The following is a 17989-nucleotide window of genomic DNA, read 5'->3' as shown; positions in this document are numbered from 1 at the left end:
AGAGGTCGCTAAGAAAGAGTTACCGCAGAGCGGTTCATGTCGAGCTTTCGCTTGGTTGCGCCACGATTTCCATCAGATGCGCAGCACCGCCAGCCAAGGCTGCGAAATCGTCGTTCACAAGATACACCGGAAAATTACCCATGAAGCCAGCGAACCGGCCTTTGTCGCGGAAAGCCTGATCGAACCCCATCGGATCGAGGTGCGGTCCCATCGCACGTGCGACGCCGCCTACAAGGTAGACGCCGCCAAAGGGCAGATGGATCAATGAAAGGTTTCCTGCGACGGTACCCAGGATCCGGATGAATTGCTGCACGGCGGCGCGAGCACGTGGGTCGGTATCAATCTGGCCCATGATTTCAGCTGCAAGAAGATCAGCCGGCGTGCCACCCTCGCTGCTCAGCCAGCGATAGACCTGTTCAAGCCCGCGCCCCGAAAGGACATCCTCGACCGCCGGGAATCCGTGCGCTGTCGAGACGAAGTTGCAGAGCCTCATCTCTGCTTCTGTGCGTATGGGCAGATTTGCGTGCCCCGACTCGGAGGGGGGAACGTAGCGCCCGCAGGGTGTCTCATGGACCGGAGCCGCGTTGAATCCCGTTCCGACGCCTATGACCAAACGCGCGGCACCCGGTCGGGCGGGCACGTCGACAATTGTCTGACATTTCTCCGCGGGAATATTGCCCAACGCGTGACCCTGTGCCTGAAGATCGTTCAGTATCGCAGTATGTTGCGCGCCCGTCGCCTCGATCAGGCGGGTCGAGTCTATCGACCAGTCAAGGTTGGTCAGCTCCGCGCGACCGTCCGCAACCGGGCCGGCTACAGCAACGCAAGCGCCCTGCGGCGCAGGCCCAGGCTCATCCGCGCGAAACTGTCGCAAGACGGGCGCAAGGTTGGCAAAATCCCTGTTCGCATAGCGCCGGATCGTATCGGTAACGACGTGTTGTCCCCGCGCCATTGCGACGCGCGTGTTCGTCCCACCGACGTCGGCTACAAGGAAAAGATTTTCGCTCATGTTGCCCAGTATCAAGCCTCCAACGCCCGGGCAAGCGCATGGTAGCTTGCCTTCGGCGTACGGGTCTGCGTTTCGAAGTCGACATGAACGAGGCCGAACCGCTTGTCATATCCAAGCGCCCACTCGTAATTGTCGAGCAGGGACCATACCGTATAGCCCTTGAGAGGAATTCCATCCTCTATCAGTGTTTTGGAAGCCGAAATATGTGCGTCGAGATACGCGATGCGCGCGTCGTCGCGGTCATGTGCCGTATCGCGGTTGGCCATCCCGTTCTCGGTCACGAACAAGGGCATTTCACCAGTGTAATCTCGCACGGTGCGCCGTAGCAGCCAGTCAAACCCCTCGGGGCAAATTTCCCACCCCATGTCGGTCTTGGGCAGGGGGCCGGGCACCGTGTCGATGCCAGGCCAAGCCTGTCCGGCTGCCTTCAACCTCTGGCAAGTGTAGTAGTTTATACCAAGCCAATCAATTGGTTGCGATATGACTTTCATGTCCGCCTTCCAACCATCGGGCATTTGCGGAGCCAGCCCTTCGAGGATGTCGTCGGGGTATTCGCCTTTCATGAAGGCACCGGCAAACCAGCGGTTATAGATTCCATCGTAAAGCTCCGCCGCGCGGCGGTCTTCTGCGCGGTCGGTCGACGGAATGGCGTACTCCATGTTGCAGACTGCACCGAGGTTGGTCGTGGGTGTTGCACGAAGGGCTTCAATTGCCAGGCCATGTCCCAAAGCCACGTGATGCATGGCCTTGGCGGCCGCCCCCAGGTCGGTCAAGCCGGGGGCATGGTGGCCGAGGTAATGGCTCAACCAAGCGACGCACCAAGGCTCGTTCACCGGGGCCGTGGAGTAGAGCCGGTCGCCCAGCCTGTTCCCGATCAAATGGGCGAAATCGGCGAACCGCTCGGGAATTTCCCGCACGGTCCAGCCACCGCGCCTGGCAAGCGCCTCGGGAAGTTCCCAATGGTAGAGTGTCGCCATGGGTCGTAGTCCGCGTTCCAGCATTCCATCAACAAGCCGGTCATAAAAATCAATCCCTTCCGGGTTGATCTTAATCCCGTCTGGCATCACCCGCGCCCATGATGTGGAGAACCGATAGGCATCGAACCCGCCGTCGCGGAGCAGATCCAGATCCTCTTTCCAGCGGTGATAATGATCACAGGCGATCTGGCCGTTCTCGCGTTTTGCCACCTTTCCGGGAACTTCGGCGAAGGTGTCCCAATGGGTGCGCCCCGCGCCGCCGAATTGGTGCCCCTCAATCTGGTAGGCCGAGGTGGCCGCTGCGAACAGGAAGTCGTCTGGGAAATCACTGCGTCTGAAGCTGAATTCTTGCATCATTTCTCTTTCAGGTCGTTACCGGGCCGGTGGAGCCGCCCAGAACCAATTCGCATTCCCAGACCTCCTGGATCGGCGCGTCGGGCTTGCTTCGGATTTGCGCCAAGAGGACTTCCGCGCAGCGTCGCCCGGCGGCGCGTACGGAGGATCGTGTTGCCGTGAAGATGGGCACTTCCTCGCCATTCATGAGGTAACTGAGCATGTCGTCGTGGATGACGACGGACACATCCCGCCCCATGCGCAAACCCCGATCCTCAAGTGCGCGTCGGACGCCGATCGCCATGATGAGCGACGACACCAGAAAGGCGGTGGGCTTGACGGATTGATCAAGCATCCGGGCGGCGTTTGCATGGGCCATGTGCTCCGTCATTTCGGCGGACGCCATCAAGTCGGGAAGGGGGGTGAGCCCGCGTCCGGCCAATGCCTTCTCGAACCCCATGCGGCGGCGGCGGGCGAAGTCCATGCCATCCACGCCGTTGAGAAGGGCGATCCGGCGATGTCCCAGATCAAGCAAAAGATCCGTGGCTCGCTGGAACGCGCGGTAGTTGTCGATGTCGACATAGCTGTAGTCCGTCTCGTCGACGCGGGCGCGCCCGTGGACTACGAACGGCAACCCTGTCTTCTGCAACAGGCCGATACGAGGGTCCGCGTCGCGGGGGCCGTGCACGATCAATCCATCCACGCTGCCTGCGTCGGCCATCTGGCGATAGGCTCGCTCCTCATCGCCATCGGGCACGACCGACAGCAGCATGTCATATCCTGCACGCGCATAGATCTCTCCTGCACCCGCGATGAAATCGGCGAAGATCGGATTCACCATTTCATGGTTGAGCGTAGTGGGAATCACGTGGCCGATCGCCATTGAACGCCCCGTCGCAAGCGACGCCGCGCGTCGGTTGGGCCGGTATCCATGCCGAATAGCCGCCTCGCGCACTCGGAGTCGTGTTTCTTCCTTCACCTCTGGATAGCCACCCAACGCCCGGCTGACAGTCGTGGGCGAGAGGCCCAGCAGCTGGGAGAATTGTTTGAGGTTCAAGACAAACGCCTTTTCAAACCGATTTCGATTTAGATGCCATATCGGTCTGAGGTCGTCAATCTGGCCGACCATCGGCAATAATTATCGTCGGGCGAACTGCATTGCAAGCAACGTAAGCTCTCCCAGCCGCCGTTGACACAGCCGAATTTATAGATGACCCTCGGTTTGTCAAAGCGGTTTGGAAAATGCCGCAATGCAGCACGATAGGCGGGGCGACCCGCGAGGGAGGAATTATGAAGAATTTATTGACGGGGACGGCAATTGTCCTACTTTCGGGCAGCGTGGCATCGGCAGACGCGCATCTACCGTTCGCGCCCGGCGAGGGTAATTTCAACTGGGACAGCCTGACCGAATTTGGCGAGGCCAACGACCTGTCTGGCCAGTCGATGACGATGTTTGGTCCATGGCGCGGCGATGACCAAACTCTGGCAGAGAACTTGCTTGCTTATTTCGAGCAGGCCACCGGCGCGACGGTTGATTATTCGTCATCGGAAAATTACGAGCAGCAGATCGTCATCGACGCCGAGGCAGGCAGTCCGCCAGATGTCGGAGTGCTGCCGCAGCCTGGCCTTATCGCGAACCTGGCAAGCCGCGGCTTCATTCAGCCACTGGGCGACGAAACCGAATCTTGGTTGCAGGAAAACTACGCCGCCGGGGAGAGTTGGACTTCGTTGGGAACCTATGCCGGCCCGGACGGCGAGGATCGCCTGTATGCCTTTCCTTACAAGATCGACGTGAAGTCGCTGGTCTGGTACTCACCCGAGAACTTCGAGGACGCTGGCTACGACGTCCCGACGTCGATGGAAGACCTCAAGGCTCTGACCGAGCAGATCGCAGCCGATGGCGAAACACCTTGGTGCATTGGCTTGGGATCGGGCGGTGCGACAGGTTGGCCGGCGACCGATTGGGTCGAGGACATGTTGCTGCGGACACAGCCCGCGGACGTCTACGACGCCTGGGTCAATCACGAAATACCGTTCAACGACCCTGCAATCATCGCCGCCATCGAAGAGTTCGGCTTCTTCGCCCGCACCGATGCTCACGTGGCCGGTGGAGCCGGTGCTGTCGCCTCGACCGACTTCCGCGATAGCCCCAAAGGCCTCTTCGCTTCGCCGCCGCAGTGCTACATGCACCACCAGGCCAGTTTCATCCCGACCTTCTTCCCGGAGGGCACCGAGCTGGGGCTGGATGCGGATTTCTTCTACATGCCGTCTTATGCGGGCAAGGATTTGGGCAACCCTGTCTTGGGTGCCGGCACGCTGGCGTTCATGATGACGGAAAACGAGGTGGCAAAGGCATTCCTGGAATTCCTGAAGACCCCCATCGCGCATGAAGTTTGGATGGCGCAGTCGGGCTTTCTGACACCACATACCGGCGTCAACCTCGACACCTATGCCAACAACACGCTCAAGAAGCAGGGGGAAATTCTTCTGGAAGCGACGACCTTCCGCTTCGACGCCTCCGACCTGATGACTGCTGCCGTGGGTCAGGGCAGTTTCTGGACCGGAATGGTCGACTACACCGGCGGCAAATCCGCCGAGGAGGTCGCCGCCGAGATCGAAGCCAGCTGGCCCGACCAGTAAGGCAATAGGACAAAAGGGGTCGCCCGCATCCGGGCGGCCCAAACCCTTGCAGTGGCCAAAGCCAGAGGTGCGCGATGAACCCTGCCGTTCTCGGACTGATAACGATCATCCTCGGGGTTGGGGGCTGCGTCGGGTATTTCTGGTTGTCAAATATCGTTCTGGACACGGTATTCTTCCCCCCTCGCGGCCCCAACGCGGGGCGAAACATCAATCGTGCGAACGCGATCCGGCCGTGGCTCTTCATGGCCCCGGCACTTATCGCGCTTGGACTCTACCTTGCTTATCCGGTCGTCGCGACGTTCTGGCTGTCGCTGCATGACCGTGCCCCCGGCGGGAACGTCTTTGTCGGGCTTGAGAACTACGGCCAAATGTTCGGCGAGGCGAAGTTCCGAGAAGCCATTCTGAACAATATGTTGTGGCTGGTTGTTGTGCCCGCCGCCTCGACGGCCTTTGGGCTTCTGGCGGCGCAGCTGACCGACCGGATTTCGTGGGGCAACTTCGCCAAGTCGCTCATTTTCATGCCGATGGCGATCTCATTCGTGGGAGCCTCCGTCATCTGGAAGCTGATCTACGATGCACGTCCGGAAGGTACCGGACAGATCGGCGTGCTGAACGCGGTTGTGACCTATTTCGGAGGTGAGCCGCAGCAGTGGCTGACGATTCAGCCTTGGAACAGCTTTCTGCTGATGATCGTGCTGATCTGGATTCAGACCGGCTTTGCAATGGTCATACTTGGGGCGGCCTTGCGAGGCATCCCCGAAGAAACCGTCGAGGCCGCGATCCTGGATGGAGCCAGCCCTTGGCAGATATTCTTCAAGATCAAGGTACCACAGATCATGCCGACCATCGTTGTCGTCTGGACCACGATCACGCTGGTCGTGCTCAAGGTTTTCGACATCGTTCTCGCCATGACCAACGGTCAGTGGGAAACGCAGGTTCTTGCCAACTACATGTACGACAAACTGTTCCGCGCGTTTGACTGGGGCGTCGGGTCGGCTGCGGCGATGGTAATCATGCTGCTGGTCAGCCCGATCCTGATCTGGAACGTCTACAACGCCCGCAAGGAGTTGCGCTGACATGGCACGAAACCGCGTGGGAGCAGATCATGGATAATATTGCGGGTACCAAATCTTCCCTCACCTGGGCGGTCCACATCTCGGTCGTGGTCCTCGTCGCGTTGTGGCTGTTTCCGACGGTGGGGCTCTTTGTGTCGTCCTTTCGGACGGGCGACCAGATCTCCAGTTCGGGCTGGTGGCAGGCGCTCTCGACGCAAGAGGCGCAAATGCCGGCCATCCGTATCGAAGGGAATGAGACACCGACGGGCGACGCCTTCATCATCGAAGGCACCCTGATCGAGGGGGACAGCACGGTCAGCGCATGGGGCACATCCTCGCGCGAGCCGCAGGCGTACGATCCGGGCGACGTAGCCGACCTGGGCGACGGGCAGACCCTGACCGTCAATGCGGACGCCACCTATGTGATGACCTCTCCGGAGACGACCGAGGGCACGCGCCTGCCTCGCGTGTTCCTGACCGCGACCAGTCCGCCAGAATTCACTCTCGACAATTACCGGGAGGTTCTGACGTCCAGCACGGCAGGTGCGGGTATCCTGCAGTCGTTCATCAACACGCTCACTGTTTCTATCCCGGCGACAATTATCCCGATACTCGTGGCCGCGTTCGCCGCATACGCCCTTGCCTGGATGGAATTTCCTGGTCGGGCCCTGCTGGTGGCGGGCATCGTGGGCTTGCTGGTCGTACCGCTGCAACTGGCGCTGATCCCGTTGCTTCAGTTTCACAACGCCATTGGAATCGGGAAGGGCTACCTTGGGGTCTGGATGGCCCATACCGGCTTCGGTTTGCCGCTCGCGATCTATCTTTTGCGAAATTACATGGTTGGTCTGCCGCGCGACATCATTGAAAACGCCAAGGTGGACGGGGCCAGCGATTTCCAGATCTTCCTAAAGATCATCTTGCCGCTTTCCTTCCCGGCCCTTGCAAGCTTCGCCATCTTCCAGTTTCTGTGGACGTGGAACGACCTGCTGGTCGCACTGGTTTTTCTGGGGGCGGACGACGAAAGTCTGGTGCTGACGGGACGCCTCGTGAACCTGCTGGGTTCCCGTGGTGGAGAATGGGAAATCCTTGCCACCTCGGCCTTCATTTCGATCGCGGTGCCCTTGGTGGTGTTCTTTGCGATGCAACGGTACCTGGTGCGCGGCCTTTTGGCCGGCTCCGTGAAGTAAGGATTTTTATGAGCGCGATTGCGACCTCTGCAGGACCCGACGCGGTGCCCGCGACAGACCTCGACTGGTGGCGCGGGGGCGTCATCTACCAGATATATCCCCGGTCCTTTCAGGATAGCACCGGTGACGGCATCGGCGATTTGGCAGGCATTGCCGCGCGCCTTCCGTATGTCGCGTCGATCGGTGTGGACGCGATCTGGATCAGTCCGTTCTTTACGTCCCCGATGAAGGACTTCGGCTACGACGTCAGCGACTATCGCGATGTTGATCCAATGTTCGGCACGCTGGACGATTTCGATCACCTCGTGACCGAAGCACATCGTCTGGGCCTGCGTGTGATGATCGACCTGGTGTTGTCGCACACGTCGAACGAGCACGAATGGTTCAAGGAAAGCCGCAGCAGCCGCACAAACGACAGGGCCGACTGGTACGTCTGGGCCGACGCCAAGCCCGACGGCACGCCGCCGAACAACTGGCTGTCGATCTTCGGGGGGCCGGCCTGGCACTGGGATGCCAAGCGGTTGCAATACTACATGCACAACTTCCTCGCGTCGCAGCCCGATCTGAACCTGCACGCGCCTGCCGTTCAGGACGAACTTCTGGATACAACCCGCTTCTGGTTGGAGAAGGGCGTGGACGGCTTCCGCCTTGACACGATCAACTTCTATTTCGCCGACAAGGACCTGCGCGACAATCCCGCCCTTGCCCCCGAACGGCGCAACGCCTCGATCGCGCCCGCCGTGAACCCGTATAATTATCAGGAACACATCTACTCCAAGAACCAGCCCGAAAACCTTGATTTTCTGAAAAGGTTTCGCGATCTGCTGGACGAATACCCAGGGTCCGCCGCTGTCGGCGAGGTCGGCGATGCGCAGCTCGGGATGGAGCTTCTGGGCCAGTACACCAAGGACGGGCAGGGCGTTCAGATGTGCTATGCCTTCGATTTCCTGGCCCCCGAACGTCTAAGGGCCGAACGCGTCAGCAGCGTTTTTGCGCATATGAAGGAGGCGGCTCCGGATGGTTGGGCCTGCTGGGCATTCTCCAACCATGACGTTACGCGTCACATGACCCGGTGGGGCCTGACAGACCTTGGCGCGCGTATGTACGCCACACTGATTTGTTCGCTGCGCGGTTCGATCTGCCTCTTTCAGGGTGAGGAGTTGGGCCTGTCGGAGGCCGAGATCGCCTTCGAAGACCTGCAAGACCCTTACGGCATAGAATTCTGGCCGGAGTTCAAGGGCCGCGACGGTTGCCGCACCCCGATGGTCTGGGAGGCGTCGAACGTCAATGCGGGCTTCTCCGACGTTCGCCCGTGGTTGCCGGTCGCGCCGGAACATCTGGCCAATGCTGTGGCGGTGCAGGACGGACGAGAGGGGTCTCTGCTTAACCACTATCGCCGTGTCGTTTCGATGCGAAACGAAATGCCCGTTCTGCGACGCGGGGATCAGACGGAGCTGACAGCGACGGGCGATCTTCTGACTTTCATTCGGACCGACGGCACTGATCGCGTCTTTTGCGCCTTCAACATGGGTGAGGCACCGATCGAGGTGGCGCTGCCGCTCGGCAATTGGGTTCCGGTGGAAGGCATCGGCGGGACAGAGCCGGGGCTGGCGGGTCTTGTGCTTGATGGCTGGGATTACGCGCTGTTGCGGGCAGTCCGAACGACGACATGAGGGAGGGACGAAGATGACCAACGTAAAACTGACCGACGTGGCCAAAGTCTACGGCGGCAAGGTCGAGGTGCTCCGGAATATCGATCTGGACATCAATACAGGGGAGTTGGTCGTCTTCGTCGGACCCTCGGGGTGCGGCAAGTCCACGCTTCTGCGTATGATCGCCGGGTTGGAAAAGATTTCCGGCGGCGTGCTCGAGATCGACGGTCAGGTCGTCAATGACATCCCCCCCAGCCAGCGCGGCATCGCGATGGTGTTCCAGTCCTATGCGCTCTATCCGCACATGACGGTGCGCGACAACATGGCCTTCGCCCTGAACATCGCCAAGATGCCCAAGACCGAAATCGACAAGGCTGTGAATGCTGCGGCAAAGAAGCTGCAACTGACCGAATACCTGGACCGTCTGCCCAAGGCCCTGTCGGGGGGGCAGCGGCAGCGCGTCGCAATCGGTCGGGCTGTCGTTCGCTCGCCCAAGGTGTATCTATTTGATGAGCCGCTCTCGAACCTCGACGCGGCCCTGCGCGTCGCCACCCGGATCGAGATCGCCCAACTCAAGGAGCAAATGCCTGACTCCACCATGATCTATGTGACCCACGATCAGGTGGAGGCGATGACGTTGGCCTCGCGGATCGTGGTGCTGGCCAACAAGGGTATCGCGCAGGTCGGAAGCCCGCTCGAACTCTACGAAACGCCTAACAGCGAGTTCGTCGCACAATTCATCGGCAGCCCCGCCATGAACCTGGTCGCGGGCGAAATCGTCGGTACGGGCGAGACCACGACGGTCAAAGTCCACGCGGGTGGCGGCACGATCACGTCGAACGTGCCCAGCCAACCCGAGGACATGGGGGCAGAAGTGAACATCGGCTTTCGCCCCGAGGACGCGATCGAGACCGAAGGCGACAGCTTCGCCTTCGAGGGCGAAGTCGAGATCCAGGAGAGTCTGGGCGAAGTCACGCTCATCTATTTCAAGCGCAGCTCGGCCGAAAAGGACCAGGTCATCGCCAAACTTCCCGGCATCCAGCCTGAACACCGCGGCCAGACTCGCCGTTTGACGGCCGATCCGGCAAAAGTTCACGTGTTCTTGAACGGAGTGTCGCTGCTTTACCGTTGAGCCGCCCGATTTTGGTCAGATTGAAGGATAAACTTCGGGATACAAAGAACGTCCCAAGGATCCTCCGATGTCCGGTCTTCAATTTCTTTACGCAGCTTTTTTGCGGCTTGCGGCGCTTGGTTTGATCCTAGTTGCTGGCTGTGGCCTCATCATGCCTGGTTTCGCGGAACATGCAGAGTTAAATCTCGTTCAGCGTCTGCCTGATCAAGCTATATTTTTAGCCTTTGGTCTTGGGGTATTTCTACTGGTGCCGTGGTGGTTGCCGCAGGGTCTACGTCGTCCATCGCGTTCGTTTCATCTGATCTGGATTGTCGTCCTCGCCGGATCAAGCTGGCTCGCCACTTCGATTATGATCGATATAATGCGAACGCTGGAACAAAAGTTTGGCAGCGGCATACCCATTACACCTGTGGTCGAACTCGCTTGGATCAGTGGGGCGATGCTTGGAGCCCTCCTTATTGGTTTTCTGGTCGCGAAGAATACGTCGCCGACCGACCACCCCGCCCCGAAAGACCCCGCTCGCGCGATGCCGGTGAAGGAGCGCAAGCCCGTCCGGTTGCCTGAAAAGAAGCTTCCAGCCCTCGGCGCGGCCATGAAGCTCTACATCGCGGCCGACTGGATCATCCTGCGCATTCTGGGTCTTGGCCTGATGGCGACGGCCTACATGCTTTGGACAATGATCGACGATGGCCAAACTTTCCAGGCGGAGGCGCTGGCACACGGAAAGGATCCGCTGACGGCGGTGTATGTCTATGGCGGCGTCGGCGCGCTGCTCGGTATTCCGTTCCTGCTGCCCGGACGGATCGCGCGGCCCAAGAACGTCGGCTATGGCCTGATAAAAGCAGTCCTGCTGGTCGGGGCGGCCTATGTCCTGATCGTGCCGATGGACGTCGCCATCGTGACGTTCACACCCGACATCTATCATCCGACCCTGATCGAAACGGTGCCGCGCCTGTTCAAGGCCATCTGCGGCATCGCCGTCACTTCGGCACTTCTGATCTCATTCTTCCGCCAACTTAACGGCTTGCCGGCGGTCGATTACAAGGGTGATGCGAAGGTGACACTGACGGCTGCCCAACTCCACGATCTGCGCAAGGCGCGGATGCAGGGCTAATCATGTGAGGCTTCGTCCGTCATGCGGACGGAGCCGATATATGGCAGATTGCGGTTCCGCTGAGCGTAGTCGATCCCGTATCCAACGACGAAGGCATCCGGGATTTCGAATCCCGTCCACGTGGCGCGAATGTCCACTTCGCGCCGCGTCGGCTTGTCCAAAAGCGCGATCGTGGCCAGGTTCGCAGGTTCCCGTGACTGAAGCAGACGTGTGACATGGTGAAGCGTGTGGCCAGTATCCACGATGTCTTCCACGACAAGTACATCGCGGCCGTGAATCTCTCCACGAAGGTCCTTCAGGATGCGAACCTCCCGGCTCGACTCCATCGAGTTTCCGTAGGAGGACGCCTCCAAGAAATCCACCTCTACAGGCAGATCAAGCTCTCGGACGAGGTCGGCGATGAACACGAACGACCCGCGCAGCAGGCCGACCACCACCAGTTTGTCGGTGCCCGCGAACCGCGCCTCGATCTCGCGCGCTAGAGCCTCGATCCGGGCGGCAATCGCCTTGGCGCTGATCATCTGGTCGATAACATAGCTGTCGGTCATATTGTCCCTCCCGGACCTATCGGCCAAAACAGGCGTTAACACGCGACACAAGCCAGAACCAAGAGGTCCGATGCCCCGCCATTCCGAGACACGCGATCTGCCCTACACGCCGGACCAGATGTACGATCTGGTGGCCGATGTCGGTCGCTACCCTGATTTCCTGCCTTGGACTGCGGCCGCCCGGGTCCGTTCCCGCGAGGGGCAAAACCCCGAGGTGATGCTGGCCGACCTTGTCATCAGCTTCAAAGTCTTTCGCGAAAATTTCGGCTCGAAGGTCACTCTCTGGCCCGAAGAACATCGGATCGAGACAGAATACCTCGACGGGCCTTTCAAATTCCTTAAATCCGAATGGACGTTCACACCGACGGAGTCGGGTTGCAAGGTCCACTTCTGGATCGATTACGAGTTCCGGAACATGATCATCGGTCGCGTTGTGGGCACCGTGTTCAACCAAGCGATGCAGCGCGTCGTCGCAGCATTCGAGGCACGGGCCCGCAAACTCTACGCCTGAGCGGTCACAAGCAGCAGTGCCACTGCGTGATCCCGCGCGGCAAGCCGCACCTTGTCCCGACCCAGTGCACCGAAGTCGACGGTTTCCGTCGCAATGCCCTTCGTCGTGGCCAGCCCGAAGCAGACCCGACCCTCGGGCTTGTACTCCGATCCGCCGGGGCCCGCGATGCCGGTAATCGACACGGCGATGTCCGCGCCCGATCTGTTTCTTGCGCCCAAGGCCATTTCGCGCGCGACCTCCTCCGATACGGCACCGTGCGCCACCAGAGTCACCTGCGACACGCCCAGCATCGAACGCTTGGCCGCATTGGAATAGGTGACCGCACCCCAAAGGAACATCGCCGAAGACCCCGCCAGATCGGTCAGGATGGACGCCACCATCCCGCCTGTGCAACTTTCGGCGGTCGCAATTGTCAGACCTTTCTTCGTGCAGATCTCCAGCAGGGCCGCGACGGTCAAAGCATCACCCCATGTGCGATCCCGGCCAACAGCACCACGCCAAGCGCTGCCAAGAGGCCCGCCACCGTATCGTCCAGCATGACTCCAGCAGCATCGACGCGCCGATCCATCCAGCCCACGGGGCCGGGCTTCCAGATGTCGAACAGCCGAAACAGCACAAGCGCGGCGACCCAGCCGGGCCAGAGCGCCTGCACAGGAACCCCGGCCCGCGCAGCTCCCCAAGCCAGCGGAAGCAATGCAATCCACTGGCCCAGTACCTCGTCTATAACGATCTCGCTCGGGTCATGGTCTGCCATGCCCCGAGTCGCCTCCGTCGTCGCCCACCAACCCAGCGGCAGGATCAACACCGTCAGCACCGTGAACAGGATTGGTCCGCCCTGCATCGCCAACCAGGCCAACGGCAGGGCCGCAACAGAACCCCATGTGCCGGGGGCAGGGCGCATCAGCCCGACATACCCGACCGTCGCAACGGCCCTTGCCAAGCTCATGACTTCACCAACGTGACGGTGGCCATACAGGCGATGCCCTCACCGCGTCCGGCAAAACCCAATCGTTCCGTCGTGGTCGCCTTGACCGAAACGCGGTCGATTTCCAGCCCCATGATCTGCCCTACGCGCATGCGCATGGCGGTCGCGTGGGGCCCGATCTTCGGCACCTCGCAGATCAGCGTGGCATCCACGTTCCCGACGGCAAATCCCCGGCTACGCGCAAGAGCAGTCGCATGCTCAAGGAACACCGCGCTGTCGGCACCCCTCCACTGCGCGTCCGATGGTGGGAAGTGCCTGCCGATGTCGCCTTCTGCCAAGGCCCCATAGATCGCGTCGGTGATCGTATGCAGTCCGACGTCAGCATCGGAATGCCCTTGCAACCCGCGTCCATGCGGCACGCTCACACCGCACAGAGTGACGTGGTCCCCCGGTCCGAACCGATGCACATCGAACCCGTTTCCCAGTCTGATATCCATGTCGTGCGTCTCCAGTATGCGGGCGGCCCGGGCGAAATCCTCTGGGGCGGTGATCTTCACGTTGTCCTCGTGGCCCGGCACGATGGCAACGTCCAGCCCTGCTGCCAAGGCGACCTCCACGTCATCGGCGGCGTCGCCCCCAAACGTGGCGTGCGCGGCGCGCAACAGTTCCGTATGAAACCCCTGCGGGGTCTGCGCCCGCATCAATCCCGCGCGGTCCTGCAGGCCCTCCACGTGAGTGTCACCACGCCACAGCGCATCCGTGACGGGAAGGGCGGGGGCCGCACCGTAGGCTGTTACCAAGGCCGACAGAACTGCTTCGATGACTGATTTGGGAACGCAGGGCCGCGCCGCATCGTGGATCAAGACAAGAGGCGTCTTGACCACCGCCAGCCCTGCCTTGACCGAAGCGCCGCGTGTCGCCCCACCGTCCACGAGCCTTACGCCTGGCAACATCTTGGCAACCCGGTCCCGGTCGTCGGGGTGGACCACGATAATGACCTCACACCCACACCCGTCGAATGCGGCAACGGTACGTACAAGAACCGGCTGTCCCAAAAGGTCGCGGAACTGCTTTGGAATTCCCCCTCCCGCGCGCAGGCCGCGTCCAGCGGCGACGATAAGGATGGTCGCGTTGTTGATTTCGATGTCGGCAGTCATGGCATCCTCAGGCGATTTCAACTGTCCTATCGGTCGCACGGGGCCTCGGGCAAGATCGTGGCGTTTCTGAGGGCAACAAGCTATAGGTATGCACAATAATCGGGCAATTGCTCACATGACTACCTGTGGGTGCAGCCGCCCCCTGCCGCTGGCCCGCTGATCAGCCTAGCAAATACGATAATAGCTCAGAGAATAATCACGTGCCCGAAAAGAATGCATCTGCCCTCGATCCGCGTCTGGCCGCTCTAGGCCTGACTTCTCCGGTCGTTTTGGCTCCAATGGCCGGCATCACCGACCTGCCGACGCGGCAGATCGTGAAACGGTTCGGAGCGGGCCTCGTGGTGTCCGAAATGGTAGCGAGCCGCGAAATGGTGCAGGCGAAGCCCTCCGTCCGCGACCGGGCAGAGCTTGGCGCGCAGGTGGAAGGCACGTCCGTGCAGATCGCCGGACGCGACAGTTACTGGATGGGCGAGGCCACCCGCCTGCTGACCGATCAGGGTGCAAGGATTATCGACATCAACATGGGTTGCCCTGCGAAGAAGGTGACGGGCGGCTACTCGGGCTCTGCTTTGCTGCGCGATCATGATCGCGCGCTGCGCCTGATCGAAGCTGTTGTTGCATCGACCGACCTCCCCGTAACTCTTAAGACCCGACTGGGATGGGACGACGACAGTCGCGATACGGCCGCTCTCGCGCGTCGTGCCGCTGACGCTGGCGTGCGGATGTTGACGATCCACGGCCGGACACGTTGCCAGTTCTACAAGGGCAGGGCCGACTGGGACGCCATTGCCCCAATCGTAGACGCGGTCGAGATACCGGTGCTTGCAAATGGCGACATCAGCGACCTTGCCACGGCGTGTGCGGCCTTGTTCCGATCCGGTGCCGCGGGCGTCATGGTCGGTCGCGGAATGCAGGGTCGGCCTTGGGTCCTTGCCGATATTGCCATGGGCCTGCAGGGTGGCGGGACTGTCGGTGCCCCGCAGGGGGCGGCCCTCATTGATCTCGCGACCGAGCATTACGCAAACATCATCGCATTCTACGGCGCAGAGTTGGGCGGGCGTGTCGCCCGCAAACATCTTGGCTGGTACATGGATCGCGTGGGCACCGATGCCGCGCTGCGCCGCGCGGTTCTGACGGCACCGGTGGCTAATGTTCCGACCCTGCTTGGGCAGGCATTGTCGAACGTCGGGGCGTTGGCAGCATGAATAGCGCAAACCTCTGGCAAGCGTTACCTATCCCGGCGATCGCGCTGGATTCTGAGGATCGGATCAAGACCGTCAATGGGCCCGCTGAAGGGTTTCTAAACCGCTCCGTGAAGACAGTGACCGGAACGGAGTTGGCACAGTTGATCCAACTTGAAGGAGATGTCTCCTCAGCCACGGGCCGCGTCCGTCGCACAATGGCTCCGCTTACACTCCATGACAGTGGCTTGCGCGTGGGTACCGCCCCGGCGATCCGGTGTGACGTTCATTTTTCCCCCCTTGACGAGGGTGTCCTCGTCCTCATCTCGCCGCAGGAAATCGCCGGACGCCTGGACCGCGCACGCAGCTCTCGAACGGCGGCGCGTTCAGCGATTGGGATGGCGGAAATGCTGGCCCATGAAATCAAGAACCCACTGGCCGGGATTACCGGTGCCGCGCAGCTTCTGAGTATGAACTTATCCGGCGAAGACATTGAAATGACTGATCTCATCGTCGAGGAGAGCCGCCGTATCGTCAAGCTTTTGGAGCAGGTGGAGCAGTTCGGCAATCTTCGGCCACCCGAACATCGCCCCGTCAATCTGCACGACGTTCTGGACAGGGCCCGTCGGTCGGCTCTGGTCGGGTTCGCGTCTCATGTCTCGATCAGGGAAGCGTACGATCCGTCGCTGCCATCCACATGGGCGGACCCCGATCAACTCCTGCAGGTCTTTCTGAATCTTCTAAAGAACGCCGCACAAGTCGCTCAGACAGATGGAACAATTACCATTCGTACCTTCTATGAGCTTTCCCTTCGGGTGCGGCATCCTGATGGCACAGATGCCGCTGTCCCACTCCAGGTTGAGATCATCGACGACGGTCCCGGCATCCCGCCCGAACTGACCGCAAACCTTTTCGAGCCGTTCGTGTCGGGGCGTGAGAATGGCACAGGCCTGGGGCTCGCCCTCGTCTCGAAGATCGTGAGCGATCACGACGGTTGGATCTCCGTCGAAAGCGCGCCGGGCCGCACAGTCTTCCGGCTGTCGCTGCCTATGGTGCCGAAAGACTTTAAGAACGCACCACAAGTGATTGAGGAATAAATATGGATGGGACTATTCTTGTCGCGGACGACGACCGGACGATCCGGACGGTCCTGACACAAGCACTGACGCGTGCGGGCTGCAAAGTTCACGCGACATCGTCGTTGACGACGCTGCTGCGTTGGGTCGAGGAGGGAAAGGGCGACCTCGTCATATCCGACGTTGTCATGCCTGATGGCAACGGCTTGGAGATGCTGCCGAAGATATCAGCGGAGAGGCCGGGGCTGCCGGTCATCGTCATCTCGGCCCAGAACACAATCATGACGGCGATCCAGGCCGCCGAGGCCGAGGCCTTTGATTATTTACCCAAACCTTTCGATCTGCCCGACTTGATGAAACGTGCGGCGCGCGCGCTTGACCAGAAACGGAGCGCTCCTGCAGGTCCGACGGAGGAACCGGAGCAGACCGATGATCTGCCCCTCGTCGGTCGGACGCCACAAATGCAGTCCTTGTATCGACTCGTCGCGCGCGTAATGAACACCGACCTCCCGGTCCTGATTTCGGGCGAGTCCGGTACCGGGAAGTCGCTTATCGCGCGGGCAATCCACGATTTCAGCGACAGGCGGACCTTGCCGTTTGTCACCGCCACGGGTGCCGATCTGGCAAGCTACGACGGACCGGGCGATCTCTTGGCGCGCGCGCGCGGCGGCTCGATCCTGTTCGACGAGGTTGGCGATCTGGACCTGGAAACCCAAACTCGCGTGGTCCGGATGCTCGATAGTCTTGGCGGCACAGGACCGCGAATATTGGCGACAGCACAGCATGATCTGGCCCCCAGTCTAGACGAAGGATTCAGGTCCGACCTGTATTACCGCCTTGCCGGGGCACAACTGGATGTTCCCGCGCTCAGAGAGAGGGTCGACGATATTCCGCTGCTGGCTGCGCACTTCCTGGCCCGTGCCGAGCGTGAGGGCGGGCCGGTCAGACGTTTTTCGGATGAGGCGATGGGGCAAATCCGCTCTCACCCGTGGCCCGGAAACGTCCGCCAATTGGAAAATATCACACGGCGGCTGGTCCTGACGTCCCCTGCGGCGGAAATTTCTAAAGCGGAAGTCGATGGCGTCCTTGGTGCGATCACAGCCGGGCCGCGGGTCATCGCCACGTCTGAAAAGCTCAGCGAGAGTGTAGAGAAGCACCTGCGTCGTTATTTCGACCTGCAGGGCGGGCAACTTCCCGCCCCCGGCCTCTACCAGCGCATATTGCGCGAAGTTGAGGCCCCGCTGATAGAAATTGCGCTTGATGCGACTGGTGGAAATCAGGCCAAATGTGCTGACCTTCTGGGCATAAACCGCAATACGCTGCGCAAGAAGATCACTGACCTCGATATCCTAGTGACACGTCGACGTAAGTTGATGTAAACGGGACACAGTCGTTGCAGATCGGGAACAACCCGACAGTTCGACGTGCGGTTTGACATTGAGATGAGGCGATCTTGCGGGCTTCTGCCGGTCAACAAGGTGGCCTGAGTTGG

Annotated in this window: 17 protein-coding genes; 10 read left to right on the top strand and 7 right to left on the bottom strand. The window is 60.7% G+C overall.

The window, feature by feature from the left end; all coding sequences use genetic code 11:
• Window positions 1-34: 34 nt before the first annotated feature.
• Genes BLV27_RS14660 through BLV27_RS14650 form a run of 3 tightly spaced genes read right to left on the bottom strand, consistent with a single transcriptional unit; the run spans window position 35 to window position 3376 of the window.
• Window positions 35-1009, bottom strand: a complete 975-nt coding sequence (locus BLV27_RS14660; RefSeq protein WP_092647246.1) for a glucokinase — start codon at window positions 1007-1009, stop codon at window positions 35-37.
• Between the two features lie 11 nt (window positions 1010-1020).
• Window positions 1021-2340, bottom strand: a complete 1320-nt coding sequence (locus tag BLV27_RS14655) for a GH1 family beta-glucosidase (RefSeq protein ID WP_092647266.1) — start codon at window positions 2338-2340, stop codon at window positions 1021-1023.
• A gap of 10 nt (window positions 2341-2350) precedes the next feature.
• Window positions 2351-3376, bottom strand: coding sequence for a LacI family DNA-binding transcriptional regulator (locus BLV27_RS14650; RefSeq protein ID WP_092647265.1), 1026 nt, complete (start codon window positions 3374-3376; stop codon window positions 2351-2353).
• 233 nt (window positions 3377-3609) lie between these two features.
• Between BLV27_RS14650 and BLV27_RS14645 the strand changes: the two genes are divergently transcribed.
• The 6 genes from BLV27_RS14645 (at window position 3610) to BLV27_RS19165 (ending at window position 11099) form a co-directional block, all read left to right on the top strand.
• The gene (locus BLV27_RS14645; protein WP_211605518.1) at window positions 3610-4959 is read left to right on the top strand and encodes an ABC transporter substrate-binding protein; all 1350 of its coding nucleotides are present in this window, start codon (window positions 3610-3612) and stop codon (window positions 4957-4959) included.
• A gap of 74 nt (window positions 4960-5033) precedes the next feature.
• Window positions 5034-6035, top strand: a complete 1002-nt coding sequence (locus BLV27_RS14640; RefSeq protein WP_092647245.1) for a carbohydrate ABC transporter permease — start codon at window positions 5034-5036, stop codon at window positions 6033-6035.
• A 29-nt stretch (window positions 6036-6064) separates the two neighbouring features.
• Window positions 6065-7201 (top strand): carbohydrate ABC transporter permease, encoded by a 1137-nt coding sequence (locus BLV27_RS14635; protein WP_092647244.1) that lies wholly within the window; start codon window positions 6065-6067, stop codon window positions 7199-7201.
• Window positions 7202-7209: 8 nt separating this feature from the next.
• Window positions 7210-8874 carry an alpha-glucosidase gene (locus BLV27_RS14630; protein WP_092647243.1) on the top strand — a complete coding sequence of 555 codons (1665 nt, stop codon included), beginning with the start codon at window positions 7210-7212 and terminating at the stop codon, window positions 8872-8874.
• Window positions 8875-8887: 13 nt separating this feature from the next.
• Window positions 8888-9985: an ABC transporter ATP-binding protein gene (locus tag BLV27_RS14625; protein WP_092647242.1), complete on the top strand. Its 1098-nt coding sequence runs from the start codon at window positions 8888-8890 to the stop codon at window positions 9983-9985.
• Window positions 9986-10424: 439 nt separating this feature from the next.
• Window positions 10425-11099, top strand: coding sequence for a hypothetical protein (locus BLV27_RS19165; RefSeq protein WP_139176671.1), 675 nt, complete (start codon window positions 10425-10427; stop codon window positions 11097-11099).
• Here BLV27_RS19165 and hpt read toward each other — a convergent pair.
• Window positions 11096-11647 carry a hypoxanthine phosphoribosyltransferase gene (hpt, locus tag BLV27_RS14615; protein WP_092647240.1) on the bottom strand — a complete coding sequence of 184 codons (552 nt, stop codon included), beginning with the start codon at window positions 11645-11647 and terminating at the stop codon, window positions 11096-11098. The genes BLV27_RS19165 and hpt overlap by 4 nt on opposite strands.
• A gap of 70 nt (window positions 11648-11717) precedes the next feature.
• Between hpt and BLV27_RS14610 the strand changes: the two genes are divergently transcribed.
• Complete coding sequence (locus BLV27_RS14610) at window positions 11718-12158, top strand: type II toxin-antitoxin system RatA family toxin (protein ID WP_092647239.1); 441 nt, start codon at window positions 11718-11720, stop codon at window positions 12156-12158.
• Here BLV27_RS14610 and BLV27_RS14605 read toward each other — a convergent pair.
• From BLV27_RS14605 to BLV27_RS14595, 3 genes are read right to left on the bottom strand one after another with little or no spacing between them, the layout of a single operon-like run.
• A complete protein-coding gene (locus BLV27_RS14605) occupies window positions 12149-12616 on the bottom strand; it encodes a CinA family protein (protein ID WP_092647238.1) in 468 nt (155 codons plus the stop codon). The two genes, BLV27_RS14610 and BLV27_RS14605, sit on opposite strands and share 10 nt — an antisense overlap.
• The gene (locus tag BLV27_RS14600) at window positions 12613-13104 is read right to left on the bottom strand and encodes a phosphatidylglycerophosphatase A family protein (RefSeq protein ID WP_092647237.1); all 492 of its coding nucleotides are present in this window, start codon (window positions 13102-13104) and stop codon (window positions 12613-12615) included. Before BLV27_RS14600 ends, BLV27_RS14605 begins: the two co-directional genes overlap by 4 nt.
• Window positions 13101-14240 (bottom strand): bifunctional 2-C-methyl-D-erythritol 4-phosphate cytidylyltransferase/2-C-methyl-D-erythritol 2,4-cyclodiphosphate synthase, encoded by a 1140-nt coding sequence (locus BLV27_RS14595; protein ID WP_092647236.1) that lies wholly within the window; start codon window positions 14238-14240, stop codon window positions 13101-13103. The genes BLV27_RS14600 and BLV27_RS14595 overlap by 4 nt, the downstream gene beginning before the upstream one ends.
• Window positions 14241-14518: 278 nt before the next feature.
• Between BLV27_RS14595 and dusB the strand changes: the two genes are divergently transcribed.
• From dusB to BLV27_RS14580, 3 genes are read left to right on the top strand one after another with little or no spacing between them, the layout of a single operon-like run.
• Complete coding sequence (gene dusB / locus BLV27_RS14590; protein ID WP_244504689.1) at window positions 14519-15445, top strand: tRNA dihydrouridine synthase DusB; 927 nt, start codon at window positions 14519-14521, stop codon at window positions 15443-15445.
• On the top strand, window positions 15442-16518 hold the full coding sequence (locus BLV27_RS14585) for a two-component system sensor histidine kinase NtrB (protein WP_092647235.1): 1077 nt from the start codon (window positions 15442-15444) through the stop codon (window positions 16516-16518). The genes dusB and BLV27_RS14585 overlap by 4 nt, the downstream gene beginning before the upstream one ends.
• A 2-nt stretch (window positions 16519-16520) precedes the next feature.
• On the top strand, window positions 16521-17876 hold the full coding sequence (locus tag BLV27_RS14580; protein ID WP_092647234.1) for a response regulator: 1356 nt from the start codon (window positions 16521-16523) through the stop codon (window positions 17874-17876).
• The last annotated feature ends 113 nt before the right edge of the window (window positions 17877-17989 follow it).

Origin of the sequence: Jannaschia faecimaris, assembly GCF_900107415.1 — a bacterium.
GTDB classification, from domain to species: domain Bacteria; phylum Pseudomonadota; class Alphaproteobacteria; order Rhodobacterales; family Rhodobacteraceae; genus Jannaschia; species Jannaschia faecimaris.
This window is presented reverse-complemented; position numbering and strand designations above follow the sequence as displayed.

Excerpts from the sequence above, each read along its gene's own strand:
- BLV27_RS14660 (WP_092647246.1), bottom strand. The coding sequence starts at position 1,009 with ATGAGCGAAAATCTTTTCCTTGTAGCCGACGTCGGTGGGACGAACACG.
- BLV27_RS14655 (WP_092647266.1), bottom strand. The coding sequence starts at position 2,340 with ATGCAAGAATTCAGCTTCAGACGCAGTGATTTCCCAGACGACTTCCTG.
- BLV27_RS14645 (WP_211605518.1), top strand. The coding sequence starts at position 3,610 with ATGAAGAATTTATTGACGGGGACGGCAATTGTCCTACTTTCGGGCAGC.
- BLV27_RS14640 (WP_092647245.1), top strand. The coding sequence starts at position 5,034 with ATGAACCCTGCCGTTCTCGGACTGATAACGATCATCCTCGGGGTTGGG.
- BLV27_RS14635 (WP_092647244.1), top strand. The coding sequence starts at position 6,065 with ATGGATAATATTGCGGGTACCAAATCTTCCCTCACCTGGGCGGTCCAC.
- BLV27_RS14630 (WP_092647243.1), top strand. The coding sequence starts at position 7,210 with ATGAGCGCGATTGCGACCTCTGCAGGACCCGACGCGGTGCCCGCGACA.
- BLV27_RS14625 (WP_092647242.1), top strand. The coding sequence starts at position 8,888 with ATGACCAACGTAAAACTGACCGACGTGGCCAAAGTCTACGGCGGCAAG.
- BLV27_RS19165 (WP_139176671.1), top strand. The coding sequence starts at position 10,425 with ATGCTTGGAGCCCTCCTTATTGGTTTTCTGGTCGCGAAGAATACGTCG.
- hpt (WP_092647240.1), bottom strand. The coding sequence starts at position 11,647 with ATGACCGACAGCTATGTTATCGACCAGATGATCAGCGCCAAGGCGATT.
- BLV27_RS14610 (WP_092647239.1), top strand. The coding sequence starts at position 11,718 with ATGCCCCGCCATTCCGAGACACGCGATCTGCCCTACACGCCGGACCAG.
- BLV27_RS14600 (WP_092647237.1), bottom strand. The coding sequence starts at position 13,104 with ATGAGCTTGGCAAGGGCCGTTGCGACGGTCGGGTATGTCGGGCTGATG.
- BLV27_RS14595 (WP_092647236.1), bottom strand. The coding sequence starts at position 14,240 with ATGACTGCCGACATCGAAATCAACAACGCGACCATCCTTATCGTCGCC.
- dusB (WP_244504689.1), top strand. The coding sequence starts at position 14,519 with ATGGCCGGCATCACCGACCTGCCGACGCGGCAGATCGTGAAACGGTTC.
- BLV27_RS14585 (WP_092647235.1), top strand. The coding sequence starts at position 15,442 with ATGAATAGCGCAAACCTCTGGCAAGCGTTACCTATCCCGGCGATCGCG.
- BLV27_RS14580 (WP_092647234.1), top strand. The coding sequence starts at position 16,521 with ATGGATGGGACTATTCTTGTCGCGGACGACGACCGGACGATCCGGACG.